The sequence below is a fragment of the Chitinophaga sp. XS-30 genome (assembly GCF_008086345.1).
Taxonomy (GTDB): Bacteria; Bacteroidota; Bacteroidia; order Chitinophagales; family Chitinophagaceae; genus Chitinophaga.
Map to the genome: position 1 here is coordinate 4,051,961 of NZ_CP043006.1, position 24,185 is coordinate 4,076,145.

At 53.3% G+C, this 24,185-nt stretch carries 19 protein-coding genes; 9 read left to right on the plus strand and 10 right to left on the minus strand.

The features are described 5' to 3' along the window. Position 1: 1 nt before the first annotated feature. The 5 genes from FW415_RS16495 to prfB all read right to left on the minus strand — a co-directional run bounded on the left by FW415_RS16495 (position 2) and on the right by prfB (position 8,084). Complete coding sequence (locus FW415_RS16495) at positions 2 to 3,373, minus strand: SusC/RagA family TonB-linked outer membrane protein (RefSeq protein WP_148387226.1); 3,372 nt, start codon at positions 3,371 to 3,373, stop codon at positions 2 to 4. A gap of 77 nt (positions 3,374 to 3,450) precedes the next feature. Continuing rightward, on the minus strand, positions 3,451 to 4,680 hold the full coding sequence (locus FW415_RS16500) for a FecR family protein (protein WP_148387228.1): 1,230 nt from the start codon (positions 4,678 to 4,680) through the stop codon (positions 3,451 to 3,453). Between the two features lie 43 nt (positions 4,681 to 4,723). Further along, positions 4,724 to 5,311: an RNA polymerase sigma factor gene (locus FW415_RS16505; RefSeq protein WP_148387231.1), complete on the minus strand. Its 588-nt coding sequence runs from the start codon at positions 5,309 to 5,311 to the stop codon at positions 4,724 to 4,726. A gap of 23 nt (positions 5,312 to 5,334) precedes the next feature. After that, positions 5,335 to 6,966, minus strand: a complete 1,632-nt coding sequence (gene pruA, locus FW415_RS16510) for an L-glutamate gamma-semialdehyde dehydrogenase (protein ID WP_148387233.1) — start codon at positions 6,964 to 6,966, stop codon at positions 5,335 to 5,337. Positions 6,967 to 6,985: 19 nt separating this feature from the next. After that, a protein-coding gene (prfB, locus tag FW415_RS16515) for a peptide chain release factor 2 (protein WP_148387235.1) occupies positions 6,986 to 8,084 on the minus strand; the annotation gives its coding sequence in 2 pieces (ribosomal slippage) (positions 6,986 to 8,023 and positions 8,025 to 8,084; 1,098 coding nt in all). 114 nt (positions 8,085 to 8,198) lie between these two features. Between prfB and FW415_RS16520 the strand changes: the two genes are divergently transcribed. Beyond that, complete coding sequence (locus FW415_RS16520; RefSeq protein WP_148387237.1) at positions 8,199 to 9,008, plus strand: tryptophan-rich sensory protein; 810 nt, start codon at positions 8,199 to 8,201, stop codon at positions 9,006 to 9,008. A gap of 90 nt (positions 9,009 to 9,098) precedes the next feature. Then, the gene (pgi, locus tag FW415_RS16525) at positions 9,099 to 10,724 is read left to right on the plus strand and encodes a glucose-6-phosphate isomerase (RefSeq protein WP_148387239.1); all 1,626 of its coding nucleotides are present in this window, start codon (positions 9,099 to 9,101) and stop codon (positions 10,722 to 10,724) included. A 282-nt stretch (positions 10,725 to 11,006) separates the two neighbouring features. Here the strand turns inward: pgi and FW415_RS16530 are convergent, their stop codons facing one another. The 3 genes from FW415_RS16530 to FW415_RS16540 all read right to left on the minus strand — a co-directional run bounded on the left by FW415_RS16530 (position 11,007) and on the right by FW415_RS16540 (position 14,554). After that, a complete protein-coding gene (locus tag FW415_RS16530; RefSeq protein WP_246858775.1) occupies positions 11,007 to 11,459 on the minus strand; it encodes a DUF3276 family protein in 453 nt (150 codons plus the stop codon). A 164-nt stretch (positions 11,460 to 11,623) separates the two neighbouring features. After that, positions 11,624 to 13,420, minus strand: a complete 1,797-nt coding sequence (locus tag FW415_RS16535) for an ABC transporter ATP-binding protein (RefSeq protein WP_148387242.1) — start codon at positions 13,418 to 13,420, stop codon at positions 11,624 to 11,626. A 201-nt stretch (positions 13,421 to 13,621) separates the two neighbouring features. Further along, on the minus strand, positions 13,622 to 14,554 hold the full coding sequence (locus FW415_RS16540; protein WP_148387244.1) for a phosphoribosylaminoimidazolesuccinocarboxamide synthase: 933 nt from the start codon (positions 14,552 to 14,554) through the stop codon (positions 13,622 to 13,624). A gap of 87 nt (positions 14,555 to 14,641) precedes the next feature. Between FW415_RS16540 and FW415_RS16545 the strand changes: the two genes are divergently transcribed. Next, positions 14,642 to 14,890, plus strand: coding sequence for a hypothetical protein (locus FW415_RS16545; RefSeq protein ID WP_246858776.1), 249 nt, complete (start codon positions 14,642 to 14,644; stop codon positions 14,888 to 14,890). A 27-nt stretch (positions 14,891 to 14,917) separates the two neighbouring features. Next, a complete protein-coding gene (locus FW415_RS16550) occupies positions 14,918 to 15,592 on the plus strand; it encodes an MgtC/SapB family protein (RefSeq protein ID WP_148387249.1) in 675 nt (224 codons plus the stop codon). A gap of 97 nt (positions 15,593 to 15,689) precedes the next feature. On the opposite strand, the gene FW415_RS16555 is transcribed toward FW415_RS16550, so the two are convergent. Beyond that, entirely contained in the window at positions 15,690 to 16,589 is a 900-nt protein-coding gene (locus tag FW415_RS16555; RefSeq protein WP_148387251.1) for an EamA family transporter, read from the minus strand. 192 nt (positions 16,590 to 16,781) lie between these two features. Beyond that, positions 16,782 to 18,401 (minus strand): hypothetical protein, encoded by a 1,620-nt coding sequence (locus FW415_RS16560; RefSeq protein ID WP_148387253.1) that lies wholly within the window; start codon positions 18,399 to 18,401, stop codon positions 16,782 to 16,784. Between the two features lie 105 nt (positions 18,402 to 18,506). Here FW415_RS16560 and FW415_RS16565 point away from each other — a divergent pair, with 105 nt between their 5' ends. The 5 genes from FW415_RS16565 (at position 18,507) to FW415_RS16585 (ending at position 24,016) form a co-directional block, all read left to right on the plus strand. After that, positions 18,507 to 19,409 (plus strand): decaprenyl-phosphate phosphoribosyltransferase, encoded by a 903-nt coding sequence (locus FW415_RS16565; RefSeq protein WP_148387255.1) that lies wholly within the window; start codon positions 18,507 to 18,509, stop codon positions 19,407 to 19,409. Position 19,410: 1 nt separating this feature from the next. Continuing rightward, on the plus strand, positions 19,411 to 20,742 hold the full coding sequence (locus FW415_RS16570) for an FAD-binding oxidoreductase (RefSeq protein WP_148387258.1): 1,332 nt from the start codon (positions 19,411 to 19,413) through the stop codon (positions 20,740 to 20,742). A gap of 6 nt (positions 20,743 to 20,748) precedes the next feature. After that, positions 20,749 to 21,483 (plus strand): SDR family oxidoreductase, encoded by a 735-nt coding sequence (locus tag FW415_RS16575; protein WP_148387260.1) that lies wholly within the window; start codon positions 20,749 to 20,751, stop codon positions 21,481 to 21,483. 64 nt (positions 21,484 to 21,547) lie between these two features. Continuing rightward, entirely contained in the window at positions 21,548 to 22,141 is a 594-nt protein-coding gene (locus FW415_RS16580) for an HAD-IB family hydrolase (RefSeq protein WP_210420717.1), read from the plus strand. A gap of 99 nt (positions 22,142 to 22,240) precedes the next feature. Further along, complete coding sequence (locus FW415_RS16585; RefSeq protein WP_148387263.1) at positions 22,241 to 24,016, plus strand: ABC transporter ATP-binding protein; 1,776 nt, start codon at positions 22,241 to 22,243, stop codon at positions 24,014 to 24,016. The last annotated feature ends 169 nt before the right edge of the window (positions 24,017 to 24,185 follow it).

Below are 24,185 nucleotides of genomic sequence, written 5' to 3' on the forward strand. Positions count from 1 at the left end.
GTCAGTAAGTGTACTTCAGGGTAAGGCCCAGGCTGCTGCTCATGGGCAGGCCGAACACATCTACCCCTACGCCTACGGGGTTAACACCGGCTACCTGCTCGGGGTCGAAAGGAGCGTTCAATAAAAAGAAGAAAAGATTATTACCGGTGAGGCCAACATGGAGGTGTTGCAATGCGGCCAGCCGGGAAGGGACCTTGTACGAAAGGGATATCTCCCGCAGCCTGATGGCGGTGGCGCTGTACATGTATTGTTCCATTACGGGCGTTTTGCCGCTGGTTTGCTTGAAATATTCACGGGCGGGTGATTGTCCCTGCCAGGGGTGGCCGTTCTCGTCCACTGCATTTCCGATGATCATATAACCGCCTTCATCACGCAACCGCCCGCTTTCTGCGCTGACGCCCATTTGATCGAGGAAGGCATTGGTGAAGCTCAGTACCTTGCCGCCGAATTTTCCGTCTATCAGGCAGCTGAAACTGAAATTACGGAAACCGACGTCCTGCTTCAGGCCTACGGAAACACGCGGATTGGGATTCCCGAGGTATTGCCCGTCTTCATAGTAAGGTATGCCGGTAGCGGAATTGATGACGATCCTTCCCTGATCGTCCCGGCGGAACCCTCTGCCGTAGATATCCCCATAGGCGCCGCCTTTCTTCAGGATGCCATCTTCGGCCCCTGATCCGCCGGTTAAACGGTATTGCTGGTTGGATGCAAAGTCCACCACACCGTAATCGAACAGCTCGATCACGCGGTTGCTGTTATGATAGAAATTCAGCGTACTGGTCCAGTTCAGCAACGGGCGATCTATCAGTTTTCCGCTTACCGTAACCTCCAGCCCCTTGTTCTGGATATTGCCTGCATTGATATCCGCCAGCGTACCCGGACCGGCCAGCAGGCTTACGCCGCTGAAATACTGGTGAATGATATTGGATTTGTACCAGGTAACATCCATCGAAAGCCTGTTATCGAACAGTTTCCAGTGCGTGCCTATTTCCAGCGATTTGTTCAGCTCCGGGCGCAGCTCGATACCCGGCACTCCCGCTACCGGCCTGCTCACGGGAGGATTGGAAACGCCGCCGCCCATGAATGTGTACAGCGGATACGTGCTGAAAGGCGCGATATCATTTCCGACAATGGCGTAAGAAACGCGCACTTTCGCCATATTGATGAAAGACGGGAGGCGCACCCATTCGCGCAGCATGGCGCTCAGGCCGGCCGAATAATAATTGTACCCGCGGGCTTCCGTAGTGGTGAAGGCCAGTGTGGAAGACCAGTCGTGCCGGTCAGACAGATCGATGAACAGCTTGTTCCGGTAACTGAGCTGCAGGCTGCCGAATACGGACTGCAGCTGGCGGTTGGTGGCGGTATTCCGGATATCTATCGTGGTGCGTTCCAGCGCTGATTCCAGGAAAACATTTGGCACGGAGGGCGACCCTTCGATCGTGATCACCTTTCCCTGCTGGTCCTGTATGGAGGTACCGGCGGTGAACTCCATATTCCAGTCGCTGCCCAGCCTTTGTTCGCCGGTCAGCAGCAGGTCGCCGTACAGGGCGCGGTTATTCGTGCGGCCGGAGAAGTAATTGCCGTTGGCGCGGGCGAGCGTGGCCTGTGTGGTGGCATAGATCCGGCGTTCATAGTCATTCTGGAAATGGCTGATGTTGCCGCGTGCCTGCAGGGAAAGCCAGCTGTTCAGCAGATATTTCAGGGACACTGCCGCATATACGTTCTGGTTGCGGTTATCCGATGCATTGCGTTGCAATGTCCAGTAAGGGTTCTGTTGATAGTCCTGCCCTCCCCAGCCGCCACCGTTCGCCAGGTCTTTATCGTGGTTGATGTTCCACCAGTTCTGCGCATACAGGTAACGGGAGGGCGAAAAATACTCGAACTGTTTGTAGTCATCGAAATTCAGCCCGCGCGGGAACATATATAAACCGGGCAAAGGATTGAAATATATGCCTGGCGTAACGCGGTTATGGGCATGCTGTACCGCGCCCATGAAAGTTCCTTCAAAGATCAGGCGTTCGTTCAGCAGCTTGCTGCTCTGCCGGAAGCTGAGCGTATGCTGTTTATAACGGCTGGTGGGCAGTATACCTTTATTATCGGTATTGGACCAGGAAAGGTAGTTGGATGATCGTTCGTTGCCGGTTTGCAGCCCCAGGCTGTTGATGAAGGTCAGCCCGGTCTGAAAGAAGTCCTTCATATAATCTTTTGCGGATTGGGCAGCGCCTTTTGCGCCCCAGCTGTCGTCACTGCCGGGCGACGTGGCTGTCTGAGGGGTTGTCTGCAGATAATCGTACTGCAATTCAGGCAGTATGCTGGCCTTTTCTATCGTCATACTGCTGGAAAAATCGATCCGGCTGGTGCCGTTCTTTCCTTTTTTCGTGGTGATCAGCACTACGCCATTGCTGCCCTGGCTGCCATACAATGCGGAGGCAGAAGCGCCTTTGAGCAGGGTGATGCTTTCAATGTCATCCGGGTTGAGGGTGCTGATGATGTCACCGGCATCGGGTATTTCATTATACAGTCCCGCACTTGGCCCGCCTACCTGGTTATACACCGGAAGGCCGTCGATGACATAGAGCGGCTGGCTGTTGCGGGTGGATTTGTCGCCGCGCAGCACCATCCTTACGGAGCCGCCCGCGCCGCCGGAGGTCCGGTTCACCTGCAGGCCGGCCACTTTGCCATTGAGACTGTTCAGCACATTGGTATTCTTGACGGTGGTAAGGTCGCTGCCCGCCACTACTTCGGTGGCATAGGTGAGGCTTCGGGATTTGCGGGCGATGCCCAGTGCGGTGACGGTGAACTCGGCCAGGTTGCTTTCGTCCCGTTCCAGCGGCAGCCAGACAGTCAAAAGGCTGTCGCTGATCAGAAGTTTCTTGTAGAGGGTGCGGAAGCCGATAAACGAGACCTCGATGGAGACGGGGCCGCGGAGCACATTCTCCAGCAGGAAATTGCCGTTTTCATCCGCAAGGGTGCCGGTGTTGAGCTCCCTGAGCTTTATGCTGGCGCCGGGCAATGGCGTGCCCGTATCGTCCACTACTTTTCCGCTCAGCCTGGAAAGCGCCGAAAGCAATTCGCTGCTGCTTTTTCTGCGGATAACGATGATCCCGTCCGTGATCACCCAGGTGAGTGTAGTATGGTGCAGGCAGGCTGCCAGTGCGTCTTCCAGGCCAACGTTCCTCACATCGATCGTAACCGGCCTTTCTCTTTTCAGGAGCTTGTTATTATACAACAGGGAATAACCGCTTTGCTGCTGGATGGCAGCGAATATATCACACAGGGGAGCGTTTTCGTAGGTTAATGTTACACGCTGCGAATGAACATCAGTGGAGAAGCAAAGTAAACAAAAAAGTAAAAGTGTAAAGTTCCGCCTCATGTGCAGGTAATTTTCCAATACTCCTACATGTCAGCAGCAATATCCTCATTTTTTAAGGAATTTACGAGGATAATTAATTATTTGTTAACGATCAGCCGGTTGTCTTCGAGCGTGCAGTGAACGCCGCCCTCGCGCAGTGCGGTAACGATGCTGGATAGCCGGATGCTCCGGTCTATTTTCCCGCTCAGCTCATATCCTGCGGGGATGCCATTGAACACCACTTCAATATTGTACCAGCGGGATATCTCGCGCAGCAGCACGGTGGCATCGGCGCCGCTGAACTGAAAGTAGCCGTTCTTCCAGGCAACGGCTTCTTCCGTATTGGCCTGCGGCACCAGCTTTGAGCCGGCGCGGATTTTATCGAATACCACTTGCTGGCCGGGTTGGAGCTGATAGCCGGTATTCCCTGCCAGCACCTTTATTTTGCCCTCCAGCAGCGTGGTTTTCTGTAATGTTTCGTCGCTGTAAGCGGATACGGAAAAGTGCGTTCCGAGTACCTGTACGGTTGTTTGTCCGGCTTTCACCATAAAGGGCCGGCTGTTGTCCGGCGCTACTTCAAAATAGGCTTCGCCGTCCAGTTCAACTACTCTTTCATGGCCGCTGAAATCCACCGGGAAAAGCAGGGACGAAGCGGCATTCAGCCATACCCTGCTGCCGTCTGCCAGATCAACCTGGTATTGGCCTCCGCGGGGGGTGGACACTTTATTGCGCAACGCAAGGCCGGTTGCGGCTGCATTGCCCGGCTGGTATGCGAGCCGGCCATCTTCCTTTTTCACGATGCTGGTATTCCCCTGCCGGGTAATGGTATCGTTATGCTGTTCATCCAGCATTACAGTGGCGCCGTTAGCCAGGGTCAGTACGGCCTTTTTACCTGCCGGAAGCCCTTCTGCAGCCGGCGCAAGCGGGTTTGTGCCGGCAACCGGCGCTTCTTCCGGCCGGGGAGACTGCCGCAACAGGAAATAAGTGGCCCCTGCCAGCAGCAATATTGCGGCTGCGGCGGCTACTGCTCTTCCGTAGCGTTTCCACCCGGGTTTCAGCGGTGCTATGACTGCCGGCGTTTCGGCTTCCTCACCCGGGTCTTCCAGCACCTGGCCGGTTTCCAGGATATCCGCCAGCATGCGGTCGGCTTTTTCCCGGCCGGGCAAAGCGATCTGCTGCCGGCCTTGTTGCAGCGATTCTTCCATAGCGGAAGTCACCGAACCGTCGGCGTCCCGGTCCAATGCATCAGCCAGCTCCTGCAGCTCCTCATCGGTAGCCTGCCCGGCGCGTGCCTGCGCTACGATCGCTATAATCCGTTCTCTATTCATTCATTACGTTCATACTAAAGACTGACAAACGTTAGTATAGTACCTATCGGTAGTTCAAAAATAATACTGTGGCTATAAATAATGGTGAATAACCTGCTTTTTCGAGCGCGGCCCGGATAAATTTCAGGGCGCGCACCATCGTATTCTTCACGGATTGTTCGGAAAGCTTCATCAATCCCGCTATTTCCCGGATGTTGTATCCTTTTTCCCGGCTCAGCAGGTACACTTTCTGCTGTTGCGGGGGCAATTGTTCCACGGCCTGGCGAACGAGCCGGATGATGCTCTTGCAGGTGATGGATTCTTCGGATGTGCTGGCGGCAAACGGACTGCGCAGTTCCGCAGAGATGGCTTCGGCGGCTTTCCGGTGCGTTTTCCGGTTCCGTAAGGCCGTCAGGGATTTGTAGTAGGCAATGCGAAGCAGCCAGGCACGGGGATTTACAATGCCTGGCAGCTTGCCGCGATGCGTCCAGACACTCAGAAAGGTATCCTGCAGAATATCTTCTGACATATCCGCATCTTCCACCATGCGGAAGATCATCGGATATACCTGGGGCATGTACAGCGTAAACAACTCCCGGAAGGCCTCTTCGCTGCCGTCTGCTATTTGCTGGAAAAGTGCTTTTTCATTCAACGTTACCGGAGCGGTTTATGTATTCACGCTTCCTGCAGGAAGGGATACCTGTAATCTGTTGGCGGCACCAGTGTTTCTTTCACGGTTCTGGCGCTGAGCCAGCGGTAAAGGTTCAGCTGGGAACCGGCCTTGTCGTTTGTGCCGGATGCACGCGCTCCGCCGAAGGGCTGCTGCCCTACCACGGCGCCGGTGGGCTTGTCATTGATATAAAAATTGCCTGCGGCATTGCGGAGCTTTGCGGTAGCGAACTCCAGCGCATAGCGGTCCTGCCCCAATACTGCGCCGGTGAGGGCGTAGCTGCTGGTATTGTCTACCAGCTCAAGCGTTTCTTCGAATTTTTCCGCATCGTACACATAGACGGTGAGCACGGGGCCGAAGATCTCCTCGCACATGGTGATGTACTTCGGGTCAGTGGCCTCAATAACAGTCGGTTCAATGAAGTAGCCTTCGGTTTTGCTGTAATTGCCGCCGGCAATGATCTTCGCTGCGGGGTCTTTCTTCGCATTGTCGATATAGCTGGTGATCTTGTCGAAAGAGCGTTCGTCGATCACGGCGTTGATGAAGTTGGAAAAATCTTCCGTGGTGCCCATCTTCATCGTTTTCAGCTCGGCAGCGAGTTTTGATTTGATCTCCTCCGCGATATTGGAAGGCAGGTAAGCGCGTGAAGCGGCGGAGCATTTCTGCCCCTGGAATTCAAAGGCGCCGCGTGCCAGCGCGGTTACCACGGCGTCTACATTGGCCGACTTATGCGCGATCACAAAATCCTTTCCGCCGGTTTCCCCAACGATGCGCGGGTAGGTCTTGTATTTGGCGATGTTGTTGCCGATGGTCTTCCACATGGTCTGGAACACGCCGGTGGAGCCGGTGAAGTGAATACCGGCGAAGTCCGGATGCGCGAAACATACCTCCCCGATGGTGGGGCCGTCTGCATACACGAGGTTGATCACCCCGTCCGGCAGGCCGGCTTCGATGAGCACTTTCATGAAGAAGCTGGCGTGGTACACTTGTGTATTGGCCGGTTTCCATACCACTACGTTGCCGCACATGGCGGCTGAGGTGGGCAGGTTACCGCCGATGGCGGAGAAGTTGAATGGTGTTACGGCCAGCACGAAGCCTTCGAGCGGGCGATATTCCAGGCGGTTGTGCACGCCGGGGGAGCTGATGGGCTGCTGCCGGTAAATTTCGGTGAGATAATGCACATTGAAACGGAGGAAGTCGATCAGTTCGCATGCGCTGTCAATCTCCGCCTGGTAGGCATTTTTGCTCTGCCCGAGCATGGTAGCGGCATTGGTATGCGCGCGGTATTTGGTGGCCAGCAGATCGGCTGCTTTCAGGAAAATGGCGGCGCGGTGCTCCCAGGGAGTGTCCGCCCATTGCTGACGCGCGGCGAGTGCGGCGTTGATGGCGTCTGTAACGTGACTGGCATTTCCGGCATGGAAGTGGCCAAGTTTATGTTTGATCTCGTGCGGAGGGCGGATGTCTACCGTTTTGCCGGTACGTACTTCCTTGCCGCCGATGTACATGGGGATGTCCTGTTCCGTGGATTTGAATGCTGCCAGCTGCTTTTTCAGGGCGGCCCTTTCCAGGGAGCCCGGAGCAAAGCTCATGACAGGTTCGTTTGCAGGTGCTGCAAAGTCAAAATAAGCGTTGTGCATGGCCTAGATCTTGTTGTTGTTATTGAATTTTCTCATCTTCTTTCTGCATCATCAGGTACGCTTTGATGAATCCGTCCAGTTCCCCGTCCATGACCGGTTGTACGTTGCCTACTTCAAATTCGGTACGGTGGTCTTTGATCATTTTGTAAGGATGGAAAACATAGGAGCGGATCTGGGAGCCCCACTCGATCTTGCGTTTGTTCGCATTGGTGGCGTTCTTCAGCGCTTCCCGCCTGCGGATCTCCTCTTCGTACAGCCGGGATTTCAGCATGGTGAGGGCCTTGGTACGGTTCTCTCCCTGTGTTCTCGCCTGCTGGCATTCGATGATGATGCCGGAAGGGATGTGCTTGAGGCGAACGGCCGTTTCCACTTTGTTCACGTTCTGCCCGCCCTTGCCGCCGGAGCGGTAGAATTCCCATTCCAGGTCCGCCGGGTTTACCGCCACCTCAATGGTATCGTCCACCAGCGGATATACGAATACGGAGGCGAATGATGTATGCCGGCGGGCATTGGAGTCGAACGGCGAAATGCGCACAAGGCGGTGTACCCCGCTTTCTGCTTTCAGCAATCCGTAGGCAAATTCCCCGTCAAATTCCAGTGTAGCGGATTTGATGCCGGCGCCATCGCCGTATTGCACATCTATCTCGCTCACTTTCCAGCCCTGTTTTTCCCCGTACATGCGGTACATGCGCAGGAGCATTTCTGCCCAGTCCTGGCTTTCGGTACCACCTGCACCGGAGTTGATGGTCAAAACAGCGGGCATCTCATCTTCCGGCTGGTTGAGGGTGCTTTTGAATTCCAGCTCGTCCAGTGCATTCAGCGCAGCGGCATAAGCGGCATTCACATCCTCTTCGGTCGCTTCTCCCTCCTTTTGAAAGTCAAGCAGCACTGCACTATCTTCAATAGCGGTACTTACCTGCTCGTAGAGGTCAACCCAGAATTTGTTTACCTTGATCTCTTTCAGGATGGCAGTGGCCCTGTCGTTATCATCCCAGAAACCGGGCGCCAGCGTCATCTGCTTATCGTTCTCTATTTTGTCTATGCGGTCCTGTACGTTAAAGAAAACCTCCCAGGACGTACAGACGGTCCCTCATAGCCTTCAATTGTTCTATTGTCATAAGGCGCGAAGTTAAATAAACCATTACGAATTATCAATTTGGAATTTATAGCAGGCTGTCAGGGTTGATTTTGGATGAGTTTTTGCGGGGAGAAAACCGTAAATTACTATCGCTATGGAAATGCTGATCAACATATCCCGCCACCGGCAGCGGGTCATCTTTAACGTACTGGCTTTGCTGATAGTGATCGCGGTGAATGCGCTGGCCGGTGCGGGGCGGCTGAACTACAAATCCACGGGCGAACTGTCCGAAAAGTACCCCAATCTCTTTGTTCCTGCCGGTATTACCTTTTCTGTATGGGGACTGATCTACCTGGCGCTTCTGGGGTTTGCGGCGTACCAGTTATGGCTGGCCTTCAGCAAAGGGCATCACCTGGAGCTGGAAGCTTTCATCAGCCGTATGCGGGGCTGGTTCCTGCTGAATTGCCTGGGTAACGCTTCCTGGCTTTTTGCCTGGCATTATGAAATGTTGCCCTTGTCCCTCCTCTTCATGCTGGTGATATTGTTCAGCCTGATCATGATACACCGCAATTTCCGGATCGCACATTCCGGCGCTTCCACCCGGGAAAAGCTGTTCATACACTTCCCGTTCGGTATTTACCTGGGCTGGATCAGCATTGCCACCATTGCCAATATCACCGCCTTCCTGGTGTCCGTGCAGTGGCAGGGTTTCGGCATCTCCGAACTGACGTGGACGGTGACCATGATGTGCGTGGGCACATTGCTGGCGTTATGGATGATCCTGCGGTTCAACAATATTTATTACGGCCTGGTGTGCATCTGGGCTTTTTACGGGATCGTGCTGAAAAGAGAGGCCGCCGCCGGAGCCGATTCCGCTATAGTGGTATCTACCGGCACCATTATCATTGCCGTGCTTGCGCTTGCGGTGCTGCTGCAGCTGCTGCGCAGGAAAACGATCCTGTAAGCCATCCGCCCATCCACGCAAAAAAGTTGTTCCGGGCATTTCATCTCTCGATTCCCCTGCGTACTTTTGAAAGAATTTTAATCAGACTATATGTTCCCATCCGTACAACCGACTGCTACAAATGCCTGGCAGCAACTGCAGGCACATGCAGCAGACATGCAAAACACACAGATGCGTACCCTTTTCGCGGAAGACCCTGACCGTTTCCGGTCATGCTCGCTGCAATTCGAAGATATCCTGTTCGATTACTCCAAGAATATCATCACGCCCCGGACGCTCAGCTTCCTGCAGGAACTGGCCCGGGAATGCAAGCTGGATGAGGCGGTAAAGGCCATGTTCGGCGCGGAAAAGATCAACGTGACGGAAGACCGGGCCGTGCTGCACACCGCACTGCGCAATCTTTCCGGCCAGCCGGTCATGCTGGACGGAAAAGATGTGATGCCCGAAGTGAACGAGGTGCTCCGTCAGATGGAAGACTGCTGCAAACGCATCCACTCCGGGGCCTGGAAAGGTTTTTCGGGTAAGCGTATCCGTTATATCGTGAATATCGGCATCGGCGGTTCCGATCTTGGCCCGGTGATGGTCACGGAAGCATTGCGGCCATACTGGGTAGAGGGCATGCAAACCTACTTCGTATCCAATGTGGATGGAACGCATATTGCTGAAACGCTGAAGAAAGTAAAGGCGGATGAAACCCTCTTCCTGATCGCCTCCAAAACTTTCACCACACAGGAAACCATGACCAATGCGCATTCCGCGCGCAACTGGTTCCTCTCCCAGGGCGGTTCCGAAGAAGATATCGCGCTGCACTTCGCGGCATTGTCCACCAATGAAAAAGCGGTGAAGGCATTCGGCATCGATCCGAAGAACATGTTTGCCTTCTGGGACTGGGTAGGCGGCCGTTATTCCCTCTGGTCCGCCATCGGCCTGTCCATTGCCCTCACTACGGGTTTCGATAATTTCAAAACGCTGCTGGCCGGTGCGCATGCAGCGGACAACCATTTCAAGGATACGCCTTTTGAACGGAATATTCCGGTGATCATGGCGTTGATCGGGTTATGGTACGGCAATTTCTTCGGCGCAGATTCCGAAGCGATATTGCCTTACGATCAGTATATGCACCGCTTTGCAGCCTATTTCCAGCAGGGCAATATGGAGAGCAACGGCAAGTATGTGGACCGTACAGGCGCGGCGGTATCTTACCAGACCGGCCCCATCGTATGGGGAGAGCCGGGCACAAACGGTCAGCATGCCTTTTATCAGCTCATTCACCAGGGTACCAAAATGATTCCGTGCGACTTCATTGCGCCGGCCATCAGCCATAATCCGCTCAGCGATCACCATCCCAAACTGCTGTCTAACTTCTTCGCACAAACGGAGGCGCTGATGAACGGAAAAACAGCGGATGAAGTGAGGGCTGAAGGTGTTCCGGAAGAACTGGTGCCTTACAAGGTATTTACCGGCAACCGGCCTACCAATTCCTTTTTGCTGAAACAGGTAACGCCACGGTCGCTCGGTATGCTCATTGCGTTATACGAGCATAAGATCTTTGTGCAGGGCGTGATCTGGAATATCTATACTTTCGATCAATGGGGTGTGGAACTTGGCAAGCAACTGGCGAACAAGATACTGCCGGAGCTGAGCGGGGACACGGCCGTAACGTCTCATGATTCCTCTACCAACGGGCTGATCAATGCATATAAAAGCATGCGGTAACCTGATGCTATTTTAGCCGATTGCAAGGCATGCATCGGCCTTACACTATTTTAACAAAAAGTCCCTGATCTATTCTTAAAACGATTAAAAGAAGATCAGGGACTTTTCGCATCTATGGGTATGCTATGGATATGCTATGGATCATCCATGGATAATCCCCCGGTAAACTATGGATAACCCCCGGTTCATACCCGGTTTTCAGGCGGGATGAGGGCATAAAAAAAGACCTCAGGCATTACCGGAGGTCTTAAATATCATATCGTAAAGCTGGCAGGGAGAAAATTACCATTTGTCCACTTCCTCACCGGCGGAAGAAGCCGGAGTTTCTGCTTCAACGGTCACTTCGGTTTCGGTCACAGTCTCAGTCTCTGCTTCAGCACGGGGAGCAACAACTTCTACACTTTCACCATCCTGCTCATCTTCACGGCTTTCTGAGTAGTCGTGATTGTAAGCATCGAAGTCGAAATCGGGCATCAATTCTGTTTTCACATAATTGATAGTTTCGGTTAATGCATTCAGGAACTTGTTGAAGTCTTCCTTGTACAGGAATACTTTGTGCCTGTCATAACCGTTGTCGTTGAAACGTTTTTTACTTTCTGTGATAGTAAGAAAGTAGTCGTTCCCCCGGGTTGTTTTTACATCAAAGAAATAAGTTCTTCTTTTGCCCGCTTTCAATCTCTTGGAAAAGATGCTGTCGTTGTTTCTTTCCTGTTGATTGTTGTTTTCGTACGCCACAGTTGATAGATTTAAGTGTTAACGAATCAAATCCTGTTTGAATGATCAATAATCAACAAATATACTATTGTTTTACAAATATCAAAATAATTTTAAATGATTTTGAAAAAACATCTTATATTTCGCGCAAAGCTTGACAGGAGCGCAATACAAACGGATGAAAGCTATTCGTTTACGCTCTCTTCTTCCCCTGTTTGCTGACGTGCATACAGCTCCGCATAGTATCCGTTCTTCGCTAAAAGTTCCTCATGGGTTCCGCTCTCTACCATCCTTCCTTCGTCGAGCATAATAATGCGGTCGAACGTAAAAAGTGTGAAGATGCGGTGCGTGATGATAATGGCTGTTTTGTCCTGCAGATACGCATAAAGGTTACCGATGATCTCTTTTTCCGTGCGGGCGTCCACGGCTGAGAGGCAGTCGTCAAACACCATGATATGCGGGTCCCGCACCAGTGCGCGGGCGATGGATATACGTTGTTTCTGGCCGCCGCTGAGGGTAACGCCGCGCTCTCCTACCATGGTGTTGAAGCCCTCGGGGAACTGGAGGATATCCTTTTCCACGGCCGCTTGCGCGGCTGCTTTCCGTACGGCTTCTTCGGATGCGGCGGGTTCTCCGAAGCGGATATTGTTGCTGATGGTATCAGAGAAAAGGAATACATCCTGCGGCACGTAGCTGATCTGGTTGCGGAGCGCTGTGATCTTCAGCGTCCGGATATCCGTTCCATCCATTTTCACCTGTCCTTCCTGCGGATCGTACATGCGGATGAGCAGCTGTGCCAGCGTAGATTTCCCCGAGCCGGTCCGCCCGATCACGGCTACTTTCTGACCGGGAAGTATCTTCAGCTCAAAGTCTTTCAGCGCCTGGATGCCGGTATGCGGATAAGTAAAGGATACATGGGAAAAATGGATCTCCCCTTTCAGCGGCATGTCTTTGGCATCAGGCTGGTCGCGGATCTGGGGCTGTTCATCCAGGAACTCGTTGATCCGCTGCTGTGAAGCCGCAGCGCGCTGTATCATGGAAGCTACCCATCCGATGGAAAAGAACGGGAAGGTGAGCATATTCACATACAGCACAAATTCCGCGAGATTACCTATCGTAATATTGCCTTCGATCACCTGCAGGCCGCCGATAAATATGGTAAAGATCACGCTCAGCCCTATCATCAGCACCATGGCCGGTTGATAGAGCGCATCGGTCCTGGCAAGACTGATAGAGCTTTTTTTATAGGCCTCGCTCGCCTGTTCGAAATGCAATGCACTGGGTTCCTCCTGTACGTAAGATTTGATCACCCGTATGCCGGAATAGGATTCCTGCGCTACGGAGGTGATATTGGACAGCTGTGCCTGTATGCGTTCGCTTTTTTTATGGATCACCCGGTTGACCAAATAGATGGTCAGCGCCAGCAAAGGCAGCGGAGATAACGTGTAAAGGGTCAGCAGGGGATTTACGGCCCACATCAGCCAGATGATCATGACCATCATAATAACGGTGCGGGTGGCGTACATCAGGGCCGGCCCTACGTACATGCGCACACGGGAAACATCTTCCGTGATGCGGCTCATCATGTCGCCCGTGCGGTTCATCTTGAAGAAATTCAGGTCCAGCCGCTGATATTGCTGGAATATCTCGTTCTTGAGATCGTATTCGATATGGCGGCTCATGACGATGAGGGTCTGCCGTTGCAGGAACATGAAAAACCCGCTCAGCAGCGCCAGGCCCAGGATGGACACGCCGTAAAAGGTGAGTGTTTTGGAGAAACCGGAACGGAAAGCGCTGTTCAGTCCCGTATCTTCTATCATCCGGTAATTGCGGATATTCTGGTCCAGCAGGTCGAATATCTGGCGGACGAGGATGGGCTGAAACACGGTGAACACGATGGAGACCGCGGTAAAGAGCATCCCCAGTAAAAAGCGCCATTTATATTTTACGAAGTATTTGTTTAAAGCTGCAAGGTGTTTCATCCGTTAGTCGTTTGTCTTTTACTGGTCTGATGGCACCTTGGTGTTTACTTGTTACAGGATACCCTCATCATGCCTGGTTTCGTAATATGCTTTACAAATGTAGGGATTGTTGGAGATTTCGGGGAACGGGTTTACGGATGGCAGGTGCAGGCTCCTGCCAGGGAAAACAAAAAGGGCAGCTTTACGCCGCCCTTTCCGTGATTACAAGCTTTTCAGCGTTTCTACGATCTTCTTTTCCGCCTCTTCCGCGCTCACCGCTTCTTTTTTGAACGGTTGCCCGGTGATCTTTTCGAACAGTTCAATGTAGCGGTTGGTCACGCTTTCCACGAAGGCATCGGGCATTTCGGGGACCTGCTGGCCTTCCTTGCCCTGGAAGCCGTTCTCCATCAGCCACTCCCGCACAAATTCCTTGCTCAGCTGCTTTTGCGGCTCACCGGCTTTCTGCCTGTCCTCATACCCTTCCGAGTAAAAGAAACGGGAAGAATCCGGGGTATGTATCTCGTCGATCAGGTAAATGGTATCACCGATCTTGCCGAATTCATATTTGGTGTCCACCAGGATGAGGCCGCGTTGGGCTGCCAGTTCCCGTCCGCGCTGGAACAGGGCGAGGGTGTACTTTTCCAGCAACTCGTATTCCGCTTTGCTCACCAGGCCGCTGGAAATGATCTCGTCACGGGAGATATCCTCATCGTGCCCCTCATGCGCTTTGGTGGTGGGGGTGATGATGGGGCCGCCGGGGAAATAATCGTTCTCTTTCAGCCCTTCGGGCAGCGCTACGCCGCAGAGCTCCCGCTTGCCGCTTTTGTAGGTACGCCAGGCGTGACCGGTGAGGTTCCCGCGCACCACCATTTCCACGGGAAAGGTCTCGCACTTCAGGCCAACTGTGGCATTAGGCAATGGCACGGATCTCACCCAGTTGGGCACAATATCCTTTGTGGCATCGAGCATAATTGCTGCGATCTGGTTCAGCACCTGCCCCTTGTAAGGGATGGGGCGGGGCAATACCACGTCAAACGCAGAAATACGGTCGCTCACAAACATCACCATCCATTTGTCTTCAATGGTGTAAACATCCCGTACCTTTCCTTTATAAAAGGCCGTCTGATTCGGGAACTTAAAGGTAGACTCTAACATGCCGGATTATTTTTTCAGGTTACTTTTTTTTCAGTGCTGCAAAAATAGGGCACGCGGCGCGAACTTTGCAAAGCAAATTTTATGAAGATGAATGAAAAATCATATCAGCCGATCAACTGCGACTATTACGACCGCCTGGAGGCCTGGGCTACCATGCGTACCCCCTCCCTGCTGGTATTCCTGGATGACAATGGTGACAGGCAGGAGGTCTCCGCAATTATTGCCGATCTCTATACGGTGAACAAGGCAGAGTATTTGCGTATGGACAACGGGCTTACCGTGCGGCTGGACCGGCTGCTGTCTGTCAACGGCGTGCCGTTGCCTGACCGGTACTGAGGCTTTAATTCATTAAACTATTCAATAATGTTACCAGAAGAAGCGATCAATATCACCTGTTCCCGTGTTGCGCTGGCGCTGCTGGCCGGATGTCTGCTGGGGCTGGAGCGGGAATGGCGCCGGAAGGCAGCAGGTATCCGGACCATTGCCCTGATCTGTATGAGCTCCACCTTGTTCACCATCCTCAGTGTGCAGATCGGTGGGGTGATGAGCAGTGACCGTATTGCGTCCAATATTCTCACCGGTGTGGGCTTCATCGGCGCCGGGGTGATCTTTCGCGGGGGATTTACGATAGATGGCATCACCACCGCTGCCACCATCTGGATCTCCGCCGCCATCGGCATGTCCATCGGTGTGGGAGACTATATGCTGGCGCTGTTTACGCTGATCGCTACCATCGTGGTGCTGGCGGGGCTCTCTTTTGCCGAAGAGCTCATCGTCTGGGGAAAGGAAAAAAAGTACTATGCTATCCGTTACCGGCAACATGCCTTGCAGACGGAAGCTTTGGAACAGCTATTTAAAGACAATCACCTGCAGATCAAAAAGATCGCAACGGCAAAAACTACAGAAAACAGTTCGGGCGATGTGATACTTGAAGGAAAATATGAACTGGTGGGAACGCTCAGGAATATGTCGCAAATTAATGACCTACTGGTCGCTAATGAGCATATACTTCATTTTGAAGTTGAACTGACGAAATGATCAGTGCCTGCAAATTCAGCCCTGGCTGCGCCCGGCCAAATGATCAGTGCCGGTTACGTCATCAGTACCACGCCTGCGATTGCAAAGGCTGAACCTGTCAGTGCCCGTTGCTCTTCTTCGTCAACGTCATCAGCACCACCCCTGCGATTACAATAGCGGAACCGGTCAGCGCCCGGCCGGAAAGGGTCTCATTCGCAACGAGCCATCCCAGCAGAATGGCTACCACCGGGTTCACGTACGCGTAGGTAGATGCCAGCCGCGCAGGTGCATTATTCACCAGCCAGCTATAGGCCGTATAGCCGATGAGCGAACCAAATATCACGAGGTAAAGCACGGCGGACCAGGTCCTGATAGTGGCAGCCTGCAGCGCCCCCCACTCATGTCTTTCCAGCAGGCTGCTCAATATAACGGAAGATACCACGCCTGCCAGCATCTGGATGCCGGAGGAAGTCAGCTGTTTCGGTGTGTTCAGGCGCGGGGACAATAAAGACCCTAAAGCCCAGGCCAGCGAGCCGAGGGTAAGGATGGGAATGGGCCAGAGCGGGTAATCCCGGTGCGAGGTGTCCAGCGGGTTAAAAATGTAGCACAACCCGGCAAAACCGAGGAATAATCCCCACAGCGTAAGCGCCTTCGGGCGTTCCTTGCTGAAAAAGGCCCAGTCCAGCGCAATGATCCATGCGGGTAAAGCCGCTATGAACAGGGCTACCAGTCCTGTTGGCATATACCGCACTGCCAGGGCTACACTGGAATTACCGATGCCGATCAGCATCACGCCCACAACAGCGGCATTCAGCCATTGCTTCGGGGTCGTTTTCTCCTTTTCCACTGTTAAACCGATCACCAGCATGATGCCTCCGGCAATAACGAAACGGATGGCGGACAGCAGGAATGGCGGCAGCACCTCCGTGGCGATCTTCATGCCCAGGTACGTAGAGCCCCAAAGGATATACACCAGCCCGAGAGCGGTAATGAGTTTTGTTTTGCGGGACATGTTCATGGTTTCCGTTTGATGGGCGCCTATCCGCCCCTGTTCTTTATCTGCCAGCAGCAGATCATCCCTGTATCAAGTCCACCTTCTCCCCGGAGATCACCCGGTGACCACCCGCTGTTCCTCCACTGCCCACCGTTCCACCCGCTTTCTACGGAAAGTTGATAGTTGTAAAAGTGTGCATGACTGTAAACGTTCCGGCTAAGGCACGTACACCTCAATCGTGGCATTGGTCGGGCGGCGTGGAGCCAGGAAAGTATCCACCTGCCGGTAATGCTGTTTCAATTCGTCGCGCAGCGCAAAAGGGAAAAAATTGTTCAGCGTCGGCGCATATTCGAAGATCACCACATCGTAGTAATGGTTCCTCACTTTCTCCGAATAATCCTTCAACTGGCTGTTGAACATCCCCACGCCGAGGTGATGCCATAGCGGAATGTTGCGCCCGGTTTCCAGCTGATAGCCTATTGCATGATCTAATGGGGTTAATTCACTGAGGTTCAATACCTTCACCCCTCTTCCTTTGGATTTTATTTCCGGCATATTCATCAGCCGCTCCATTCCTTCTACAGTAGAGGGCGGCATGTACACATTTTTGAACTCCGGCAATGCGGAAAATATCCACAAAGAAGTGGAGACATCCGTTGTATCTGTATTGACCATGAAGTTGTTGCGTGACACCACATTTTCCTCGCTTTCCACCGTTTCCACTTTGGGCGGAAGCACTCTGGCGAGCATTCTGTCAACATATTTGTAGAAAGTTCCGGACCACCACAGCAGTACCAGCAGCCCGGATACCAGGAAATACCGCAGTTGCTCCAGTTTTATTTGCAGTATTTGCGACAACTGGGTGATAATGAAAGCAAAAGCGAAGCTATGAAAGAAGATGTTGTTGTCCGGCGGCGTATAACTCGTCACCTGGAACAAGGCCGCTTCCACCAGTATGCCGATGGTCAGCAGCAGGAAGGTCATCTGCCGTTTATCTGCCCACAACGCCTTCCAGTTCCGCAGTGCCGGGAGGGTCACCAATACGATCAGCAGGAAATAGAACTTCAGCCATTGGGAGTAGTTCATGATCTCATCCGCGAAATCCGATATGGCCAGCCTGGAATTATGGGGCGGCTGACCGTGGTTGAACCAGTACCCGAAGCCATGCGGTACGAACGGAAGGATGAACAGGCAGGCCGTGAGGAGGTAAAAACCAATGAACCCCAGCAGTTCCGTCCACCGTTTTTCATGCAGACTGTGATATCCGAGGAGCGCCAGACAAAGCAGCAAAGCCAGCCCGCCGCCGTCCTGTTTCGTAAAAAAGCTGAGAAAAGTGAAAAAAGCCGCCGCAAAAAGGGTGAGCCAGCGCCATTTCCCGCCTTTCAGCGAACATAACAGAAAGGCCAGGCCGATCAGCTGGTAAATGATCACCGTATGATTATACCAGGGCCAGAAATTGGAAAAGGAATAGGACAGCACGAACAGCAATACGGACAATACCCGCGCCCCCAAAGTCAGCTGCATGCTCCTCATGATGGATCGGAACGCAAAGCCGCCCGCGATATTGATCAATACCTGCGCTTTCACCAGCGAGATCAGTTGCGGACCGAAGAGCTTGAAGAACATAGCCGGGATCAGCCAGTAGCCAAAACCCAGCGGCGTTCCGAAGTCACGGTAAGGCATCTGCCCGAGAGACAGGCGATATGCCCCCTCCCATGACAAAAAGATATTCACACGGTAAGGGAATGTTACAAATAGCGGTACAAGGGCAAGACCAATAATGATGATACTCTCCATTATCGTCGCGTTGCGCCGCGTCAGCAAAAAACGGTCCATCAGGGGCTAGATTTACAAATAATGTTATTTCGTTATTAATGGGGCGAAATTAAACACAATTCTTTAGATTCGTTGTATCTTGCGACGCATTAATGCTTAATCCCTTTGCAGTATCTGAAACTATTAAGACCAAAACACTGGGCAAAAAATGCTTTCCTCTTCATTCCGCTCTTCTTTGCCGGTGAAATATTCAATGTAGATAAAATATTGTTGTTATTGCTGGGTTTTGCCTGTTTTTCCATGCTGGCCAGCAGTATCTATATTATTAATGATTACCGGGATATAGAGGCCGACAGGGCGCATCCTACCAAATGCAAGCGCCCGCTGGCCTCAGGGGCCGTTTCAAAGAACGCCGCCCTGGGCATCTTTTTTGCCCTGGTAGTGGCCGGCCTTGGCGGGGCTTACCTGCTGGGCCTGAAGTTCATGTTCGTGCTGAGCATCTACTTCGTGCTGAACCTGGCCTATTCTTTCGGCCTGAAGAACATTTCCATCGTTGACATTTTCATCGTATCCGCCGGCTTTGTGCTGCGGGTGAAAGCCGGTGGTGTACTGGCGGTGATCGCTGTATCGGAATGGCTGATGCTGATGGTCTTTCTCCTGGCCCTTTTTATGGCCATCGCCAAGCGGCGGGACGATATTGTCATCAAGATAGCCTCCGGCAAGGACGTCCGGTTAGCCTCCAAGGGGTATAATATGGACTTTCTCAATGTATCCCTCGCACTGGTATCCGCCGTCATCATCGTCACTTACCTGATGTACACGATGGACCCGGATACGATGGCGCATTTCCATACCTACCGGCTCTACTATACCACCATTTTTGTTATTGCAGGATTAATGCGATATTTGCAGATCACTTATGTAGAGAACGATACGGGTTCTCCCACCAAAATCCTGTACAAAGACCGCTTTATTCAAATAACCATTTTCCTCTGGATACTGAGCTTTTATGTGATCATTTATTTACTGCCGGCCATTTTACCGGCCAATAAAAGTTTTTTTGAGTAAAATGCGCAAACAACTATCAAACTGGGGAAACTACCCCGTGCTGACATGTGAAGAAAGCTCCTTCTCCCAGGAGGAGCAGCTGAAACAGTATGTAGATACCCATGATCATATTATTGCCCGGGGGAATGGCCGTTGTTATGGCGATGCCTCCCTGGGAGAGCATAGCGTCTCCACCCTGCGGTACGATAAAGCCCTGCTTTTTGATGTGGAAACCGGGGATTTTGAATGCCAGGCCGGCATGACGCTGGACCAGGTGCTGGAGATCACCGTGCCGAAAGGATGGTTCCTGCCGGTTACCCCCGGCACCAAATTCATCACCGTCGGCGGCGCCGTGGCATCGGACGTGCATGGCAAGAACCATCACGCCGAAGGCAGCTTCTCCAATCATATTATCCGGATGGATGTGCTGACCGGCAAAGGTCTCATTACCTGCTCCCGGGATAACAATTCCGACCTGTACTGGGCCACCTGCGGCGGGATGGGCCTCACCGGCATCATCACCAGCGTAAGGTTCCGCCTCAAAAAGATAGCAACGGCCTACATCCGCCAGAAACAGATCAAGGCGGAAAACCTGGACGAGATACTGCGCCTTTTCGATGAACATGCGCATTACACTTATTCCATGGCCTGGATCGACTGCCTGCAGAAGGGAAAGGCCTTTGGCAGGAGCATCCTCATCGTAGGCGAGCACGCCACCCCCGGGGAGCTGAATCATAAGCAGGGCCGCGATCCGCTGGTACTGCCGCCCAAAATGAAACTCACCGTTCCTTTCAACCTTCCCTCTTTTGCACTGAACAATTTTTCCGTGAAGGCCTTCAATGCCCTTTATTACGGGAAGAACTACAAAAAGGTGATGGAAGGCGTAGTGCCATATGAGCCATTCTTTTACCCGCTGGATGCGATCCATCACTGGAACCGCGGCTACGGCAGGGATGGTTTCGTGCAATACCAGTTCGTGCTGCCGATAGACCGGAAAGAAGGCCTGACCGCTATCCTGCGCGCGATCAGTGACAAAGGATGGGGCTCCTTCCTTGCGGTGCTGAAGGTTTTCGGCAAGCAGGACGATCTGATCTCCTTCCCGATGGAAGGTTATACGCTGGCGCTGGACTTTCCCGTGCGCAAAGGGCTGTTCCCTTTTCTGGATGAGCTGGATGCCCTCGTACTGCAATACGGCGGCCGCCTTTACCTCACGAAAGATGCCCGCATGCAGCAGGAAGTGTTCTGGAAGAGCTATCCCAACGCCGCAAAGTTCATGGACATCGTCCGCACCTATAATCCCGGCGGTAAATTCCGTTCCGTACAATCCGACCGCCTTCTGTTAACACCCCAATAGATCCCGATGACACCTACCGTATTGATATTAGGCGCTACTTCAGACATGGCTGTAGCCATTGCCCGGAGATATGCCGCCGGAAACTATGCCATTCAGCTCGCTGCCCGCAAACCGGAGCAGCTGTACGCTTTGCAGCAGGACCTGCACATCCGCTCCGGTGCTGCAGTGACCACGCATGCTTTTGACGCCCTGGATTTTGACAGTCACCATACCTTTTATCACCAGCTGCCGGTAAAACCGGATGTGGTGATCTGCGTATTCGGCTACCTCGGCAGCCAGGAAACCGGGCAGCAAAACTGGCAGGAAGCCTCGCGCATCCTGCATACGAACTACACCGGCGCGGTATCCGTGCTGAATGTAGTGGCGGAGGATATGGCCGCGCGCCGTTCCGGCGCCATTGTGGGCATCAGCTCCGTGGCCGGGGAAAGAGGCAGGATGAGCAACTACCTGTATGGCAGCGCCAAGGCCGGTTTTACCGCCTATCTTTCCGGTTTGCGCAACCGGCTGTTCCACGCTGGTGTACATGTGATGAGCGTACAACCCGGGTTTGTGTACACCCGCATGACGGAAGACCTCACGCTCCCGCCCCTGCTCACCGCCCGTCCGGAAGATGTGGCCAAAGATATTTTCAAGGCCGTCATCGCAAAAAAGAACGTTATTTACACCAAATGGTTCTGGCGGTACATCATGTTCATCATCAGGAGCATTCCCGAGTTCATCTTCAAAAAAATGAAACTCTGAACAGGCATTCCGGTTTGGTATATTTATCTGCCGGGCGTTTCCGGTTAAACTAAAAAATGAGATCTTGACGAACGTTATCGCTTTCTTTGACTTCGATGGTACCATTACAACAAAGGATACATTGTTTGAGATCATCCGGTTTCAGAAAGGTAGCGCGGCTTTCTATGCCGGGATGCTGGTGCTTTCGCCCCTGCTGGTCATGTTCAAAATGAAGCTGATCTCCAATCAGCGGATGAAAGAGATCGTATTGCGGTTCTTTTTCCGGAACGACAGCTTTCCGGTATTCCAGCAGCTTTGCGACGACTTCTGCCGGCACCGGCTGCCCTCCCTCCTGCGCCCCAAAGCGCTCAATGCCATTGCCTGGCACCAGTCGGAAGGGCATGCCGTATATATTGTTACCGCTTCTGCCGAGAACTGGGTAGCACCCTGGAGCCAGACGCTCGGCATTCCCTGCCTGGGCACCCGGCTGGCAGTGAAAGACGACCAGATCACCGGCCTCCTGGAAGGAAAGAACTGCAACGGGGACGAAAAGGTCTGCCGCATCCGCGAAGCCGTTCCGCTCACCGCTTTCGAGACCATCTATGCTTACGGGGACAGCAGCGGGGACAAGGAAATGCTGGCACTCGCGCAGCATAAGGGTTTCCGGGCATTTGAGTAAGCGGCTTATTACGGCATCTCCAGCAGGAATACGGCGGTAAAAACAATATTTCGGCTGCCGGATCGTCTACTCCATAGCCGAATGTCTTAATTTCGATCTATGGAACAACAGCACAAACGCGCAAAGGTTAGCTTTTCGAGCATCAGGAAGGCACTGCGATTATATGAGTATGCGAAACCCTACCGCTGGCAATTCGGCCTTGGATTGCTGATGCTGCTATTGTCCACCTCGGCAAGCCTGGCCTTTCCGAAATTGCTTGGAGAGCTGGTGGACGCGGGGCATCAGGGCGTATTGTTGCAGCAGCTGGACCGCATCGGCCTGATACTCGCCGCCGTGCTGATACTCCAGTCCGTTTTCTCCTATTTCCGCATCCGCATATTTGTGACCGTAACGGAAAAAACACTCGCTGCACTGAGACAGGCCACGTATAGTCACCTGATCCGCCTGCCCATGAAATTCTTTGCAGAGCGGCGTGTAGGGGAACTGAACAGCCGCATTTCTTCGGATATCTCGCAGCTGCAGGACATGTTCACCACCACGCTTGCCGAGTTTCTCCGCCAGGTGATCATCATCACCGGCGGCATTGTGCTGCTGGCGCTCACTTCCGCGAAACTCACACTGTTCATGCTGGCCGTTCTCCCCGTGATATGCGTATTGGCAGTGGTATTCGGCCGCTTCATCCGGAAATTCTCCAAACAGGTGCAGGCCCAGGTGGCCGAATCCAATACCATCGTGGAAGAGACCCTGCAGGGCATCTTCAATGTGAAAGCATTTGCCAACGAATTTTTCGAGATCGGGCGTTACCGCAATAAAACCAATGAGGCCGCCAAAACCGGGATGAAAGCAGGCTCCTACCAGGGCGCTTTTGTGTCGTTCCTGATCCTGGGGCTGTTCGGCGCCATGGTGGCCGTGATCTGGAAAGGCGCCATGCTGATGGCGGAAGGGCAACTGGACGTGGGACAGCTTTTCTCCTTCATCCTCTATTCCGGTTTCATCGGCGGCTCCATCAGCGGGCTGGCGGAAATATATACCCGTATCCAGCGCGCCATCGGCGCATCCGAGAACCTGCTGGAGATACTGGATGAGCCGGTAGAGGAAATTCACCCCCTTCCCCCGGCGGAGCGCACCCGCAGCATTGCCGGCGCCATCCGTTTCGAAGATGTCAGCTTTCAATATCCCAGCCGGAAAGATATCGCTGTGCTGCATCATGTAAGCTTCTCCGTGCAGCCCGGTGAACAGGTGGCGCTTGTTGGCCCCAGCGGCGCCGGAAAATCCACTATCGTTTCCCTGCTGCTCCGTTTCTATGACCCGGTGCAGGGTGGCATTTACTTCGACGGGAAAGATGCGCGGTCATTCGACCTGTCCGCCCTCCGCAACCAGATGGCCGTAGTGCCGCAGGATGTGTTCCTCTTTGGCGGCACCATCCGGGAAAATATTGCGTATGGAAACCCCGACGCCACGGAAGAAGCGATCATCGATGCCGCGCAGCAGGCCAATGCGCTGGATTTCATCCGCAACTTCCCCGAAGGGCTGGATACCGTGGTGGGCGAACGCGGCATACAACTGTCCGGCGGGCAGCGCCAGCGGATCGCCATTGCCCGTGCCGTGCTGAAAGACCCGGGTATCCTGATACTAGATGAAGCCACTTCCGCACTGGATTCCGAATCCGAACGCCTCGTGCAGGATGCGCTGGACAAACTGATGCGCGGAAGAACGTCCATCGTCATCGCCCACCGCCTCTCCACCGTCCGCCGCGCGGATATGATACTGGTGCTGGATAAAGGGATGATCGTGGAGGAAGGTACCCATGAGGAGTTGATGGTGAAGGATGAAGGGCTGTACCGCGGGCTGAGCGAGTTGCAGTTTACGGCGTAGGGAGAGGGCCTTACTGCGGTCTGATGATCAGGCAAACGAAAGCCGAACGGCATCGTAACCCTCCTTTTTTCCCGCCTCCATTGAAGCGGCAATTCAAAGCGTTCAAACCAGGGACAAGATTGGAAAAATTCCCGGGATCGAATTTCTTCGATCGGGATATTCAATCCAT

Excerpts from the sequence above, each read along its gene's own strand:
- FW415_RS16495 (WP_148387226.1), bottom strand. The coding sequence starts at position 3,373 with ATGAGGCGGAACTTTACACTTTTACTTTTTTGTTTACTTTGCTTCTCC.
- FW415_RS16500 (WP_148387228.1), bottom strand. The coding sequence starts at position 4,680 with ATGAATAGAGAACGGATTATAGCGATCGTAGCGCAGGCACGCGCCGGG.
- pruA (WP_148387233.1), bottom strand. The coding sequence starts at position 6,966 with ATGCACAACGCTTATTTTGACTTTGCAGCACCTGCAAACGAACCTGTC.
- FW415_RS16520 (WP_148387237.1), top strand. The coding sequence starts at position 8,199 with ATGGAAATGCTGATCAACATATCCCGCCACCGGCAGCGGGTCATCTTT.
- pgi (WP_148387239.1), top strand. The coding sequence starts at position 9,099 with ATGTTCCCATCCGTACAACCGACTGCTACAAATGCCTGGCAGCAACTG.
- FW415_RS16535 (WP_148387242.1), bottom strand. The coding sequence starts at position 13,420 with ATGAAACACCTTGCAGCTTTAAACAAATACTTCGTAAAATATAAATGG.
- FW415_RS16540 (WP_148387244.1), bottom strand. The coding sequence starts at position 14,554 with ATGTTAGAGTCTACCTTTAAGTTCCCGAATCAGACGGCCTTTTATAAA.
- FW415_RS16545 (WP_246858776.1), top strand. The coding sequence starts at position 14,642 with ATGAATGAAAAATCATATCAGCCGATCAACTGCGACTATTACGACCGC.
- FW415_RS16550 (WP_148387249.1), top strand. The coding sequence starts at position 14,918 with ATGTTACCAGAAGAAGCGATCAATATCACCTGTTCCCGTGTTGCGCTG.
- FW415_RS16555 (WP_148387251.1), bottom strand. The coding sequence starts at position 16,589 with ATGAACATGTCCCGCAAAACAAAACTCATTACCGCTCTCGGGCTGGTG.
- FW415_RS16560 (WP_148387253.1), bottom strand. The coding sequence starts at position 18,401 with ATGGACCGTTTTTTGCTGACGCGGCGCAACGCGACGATAATGGAGAGT.
- FW415_RS16570 (WP_148387258.1), top strand. The coding sequence starts at position 19,411 with ATGCGCAAACAACTATCAAACTGGGGAAACTACCCCGTGCTGACATGT.
- FW415_RS16575 (WP_148387260.1), top strand. The coding sequence starts at position 20,749 with ATGACACCTACCGTATTGATATTAGGCGCTACTTCAGACATGGCTGTA.
- FW415_RS16585 (WP_148387263.1), top strand. The coding sequence starts at position 22,241 with ATGGAACAACAGCACAAACGCGCAAAGGTTAGCTTTTCGAGCATCAGG.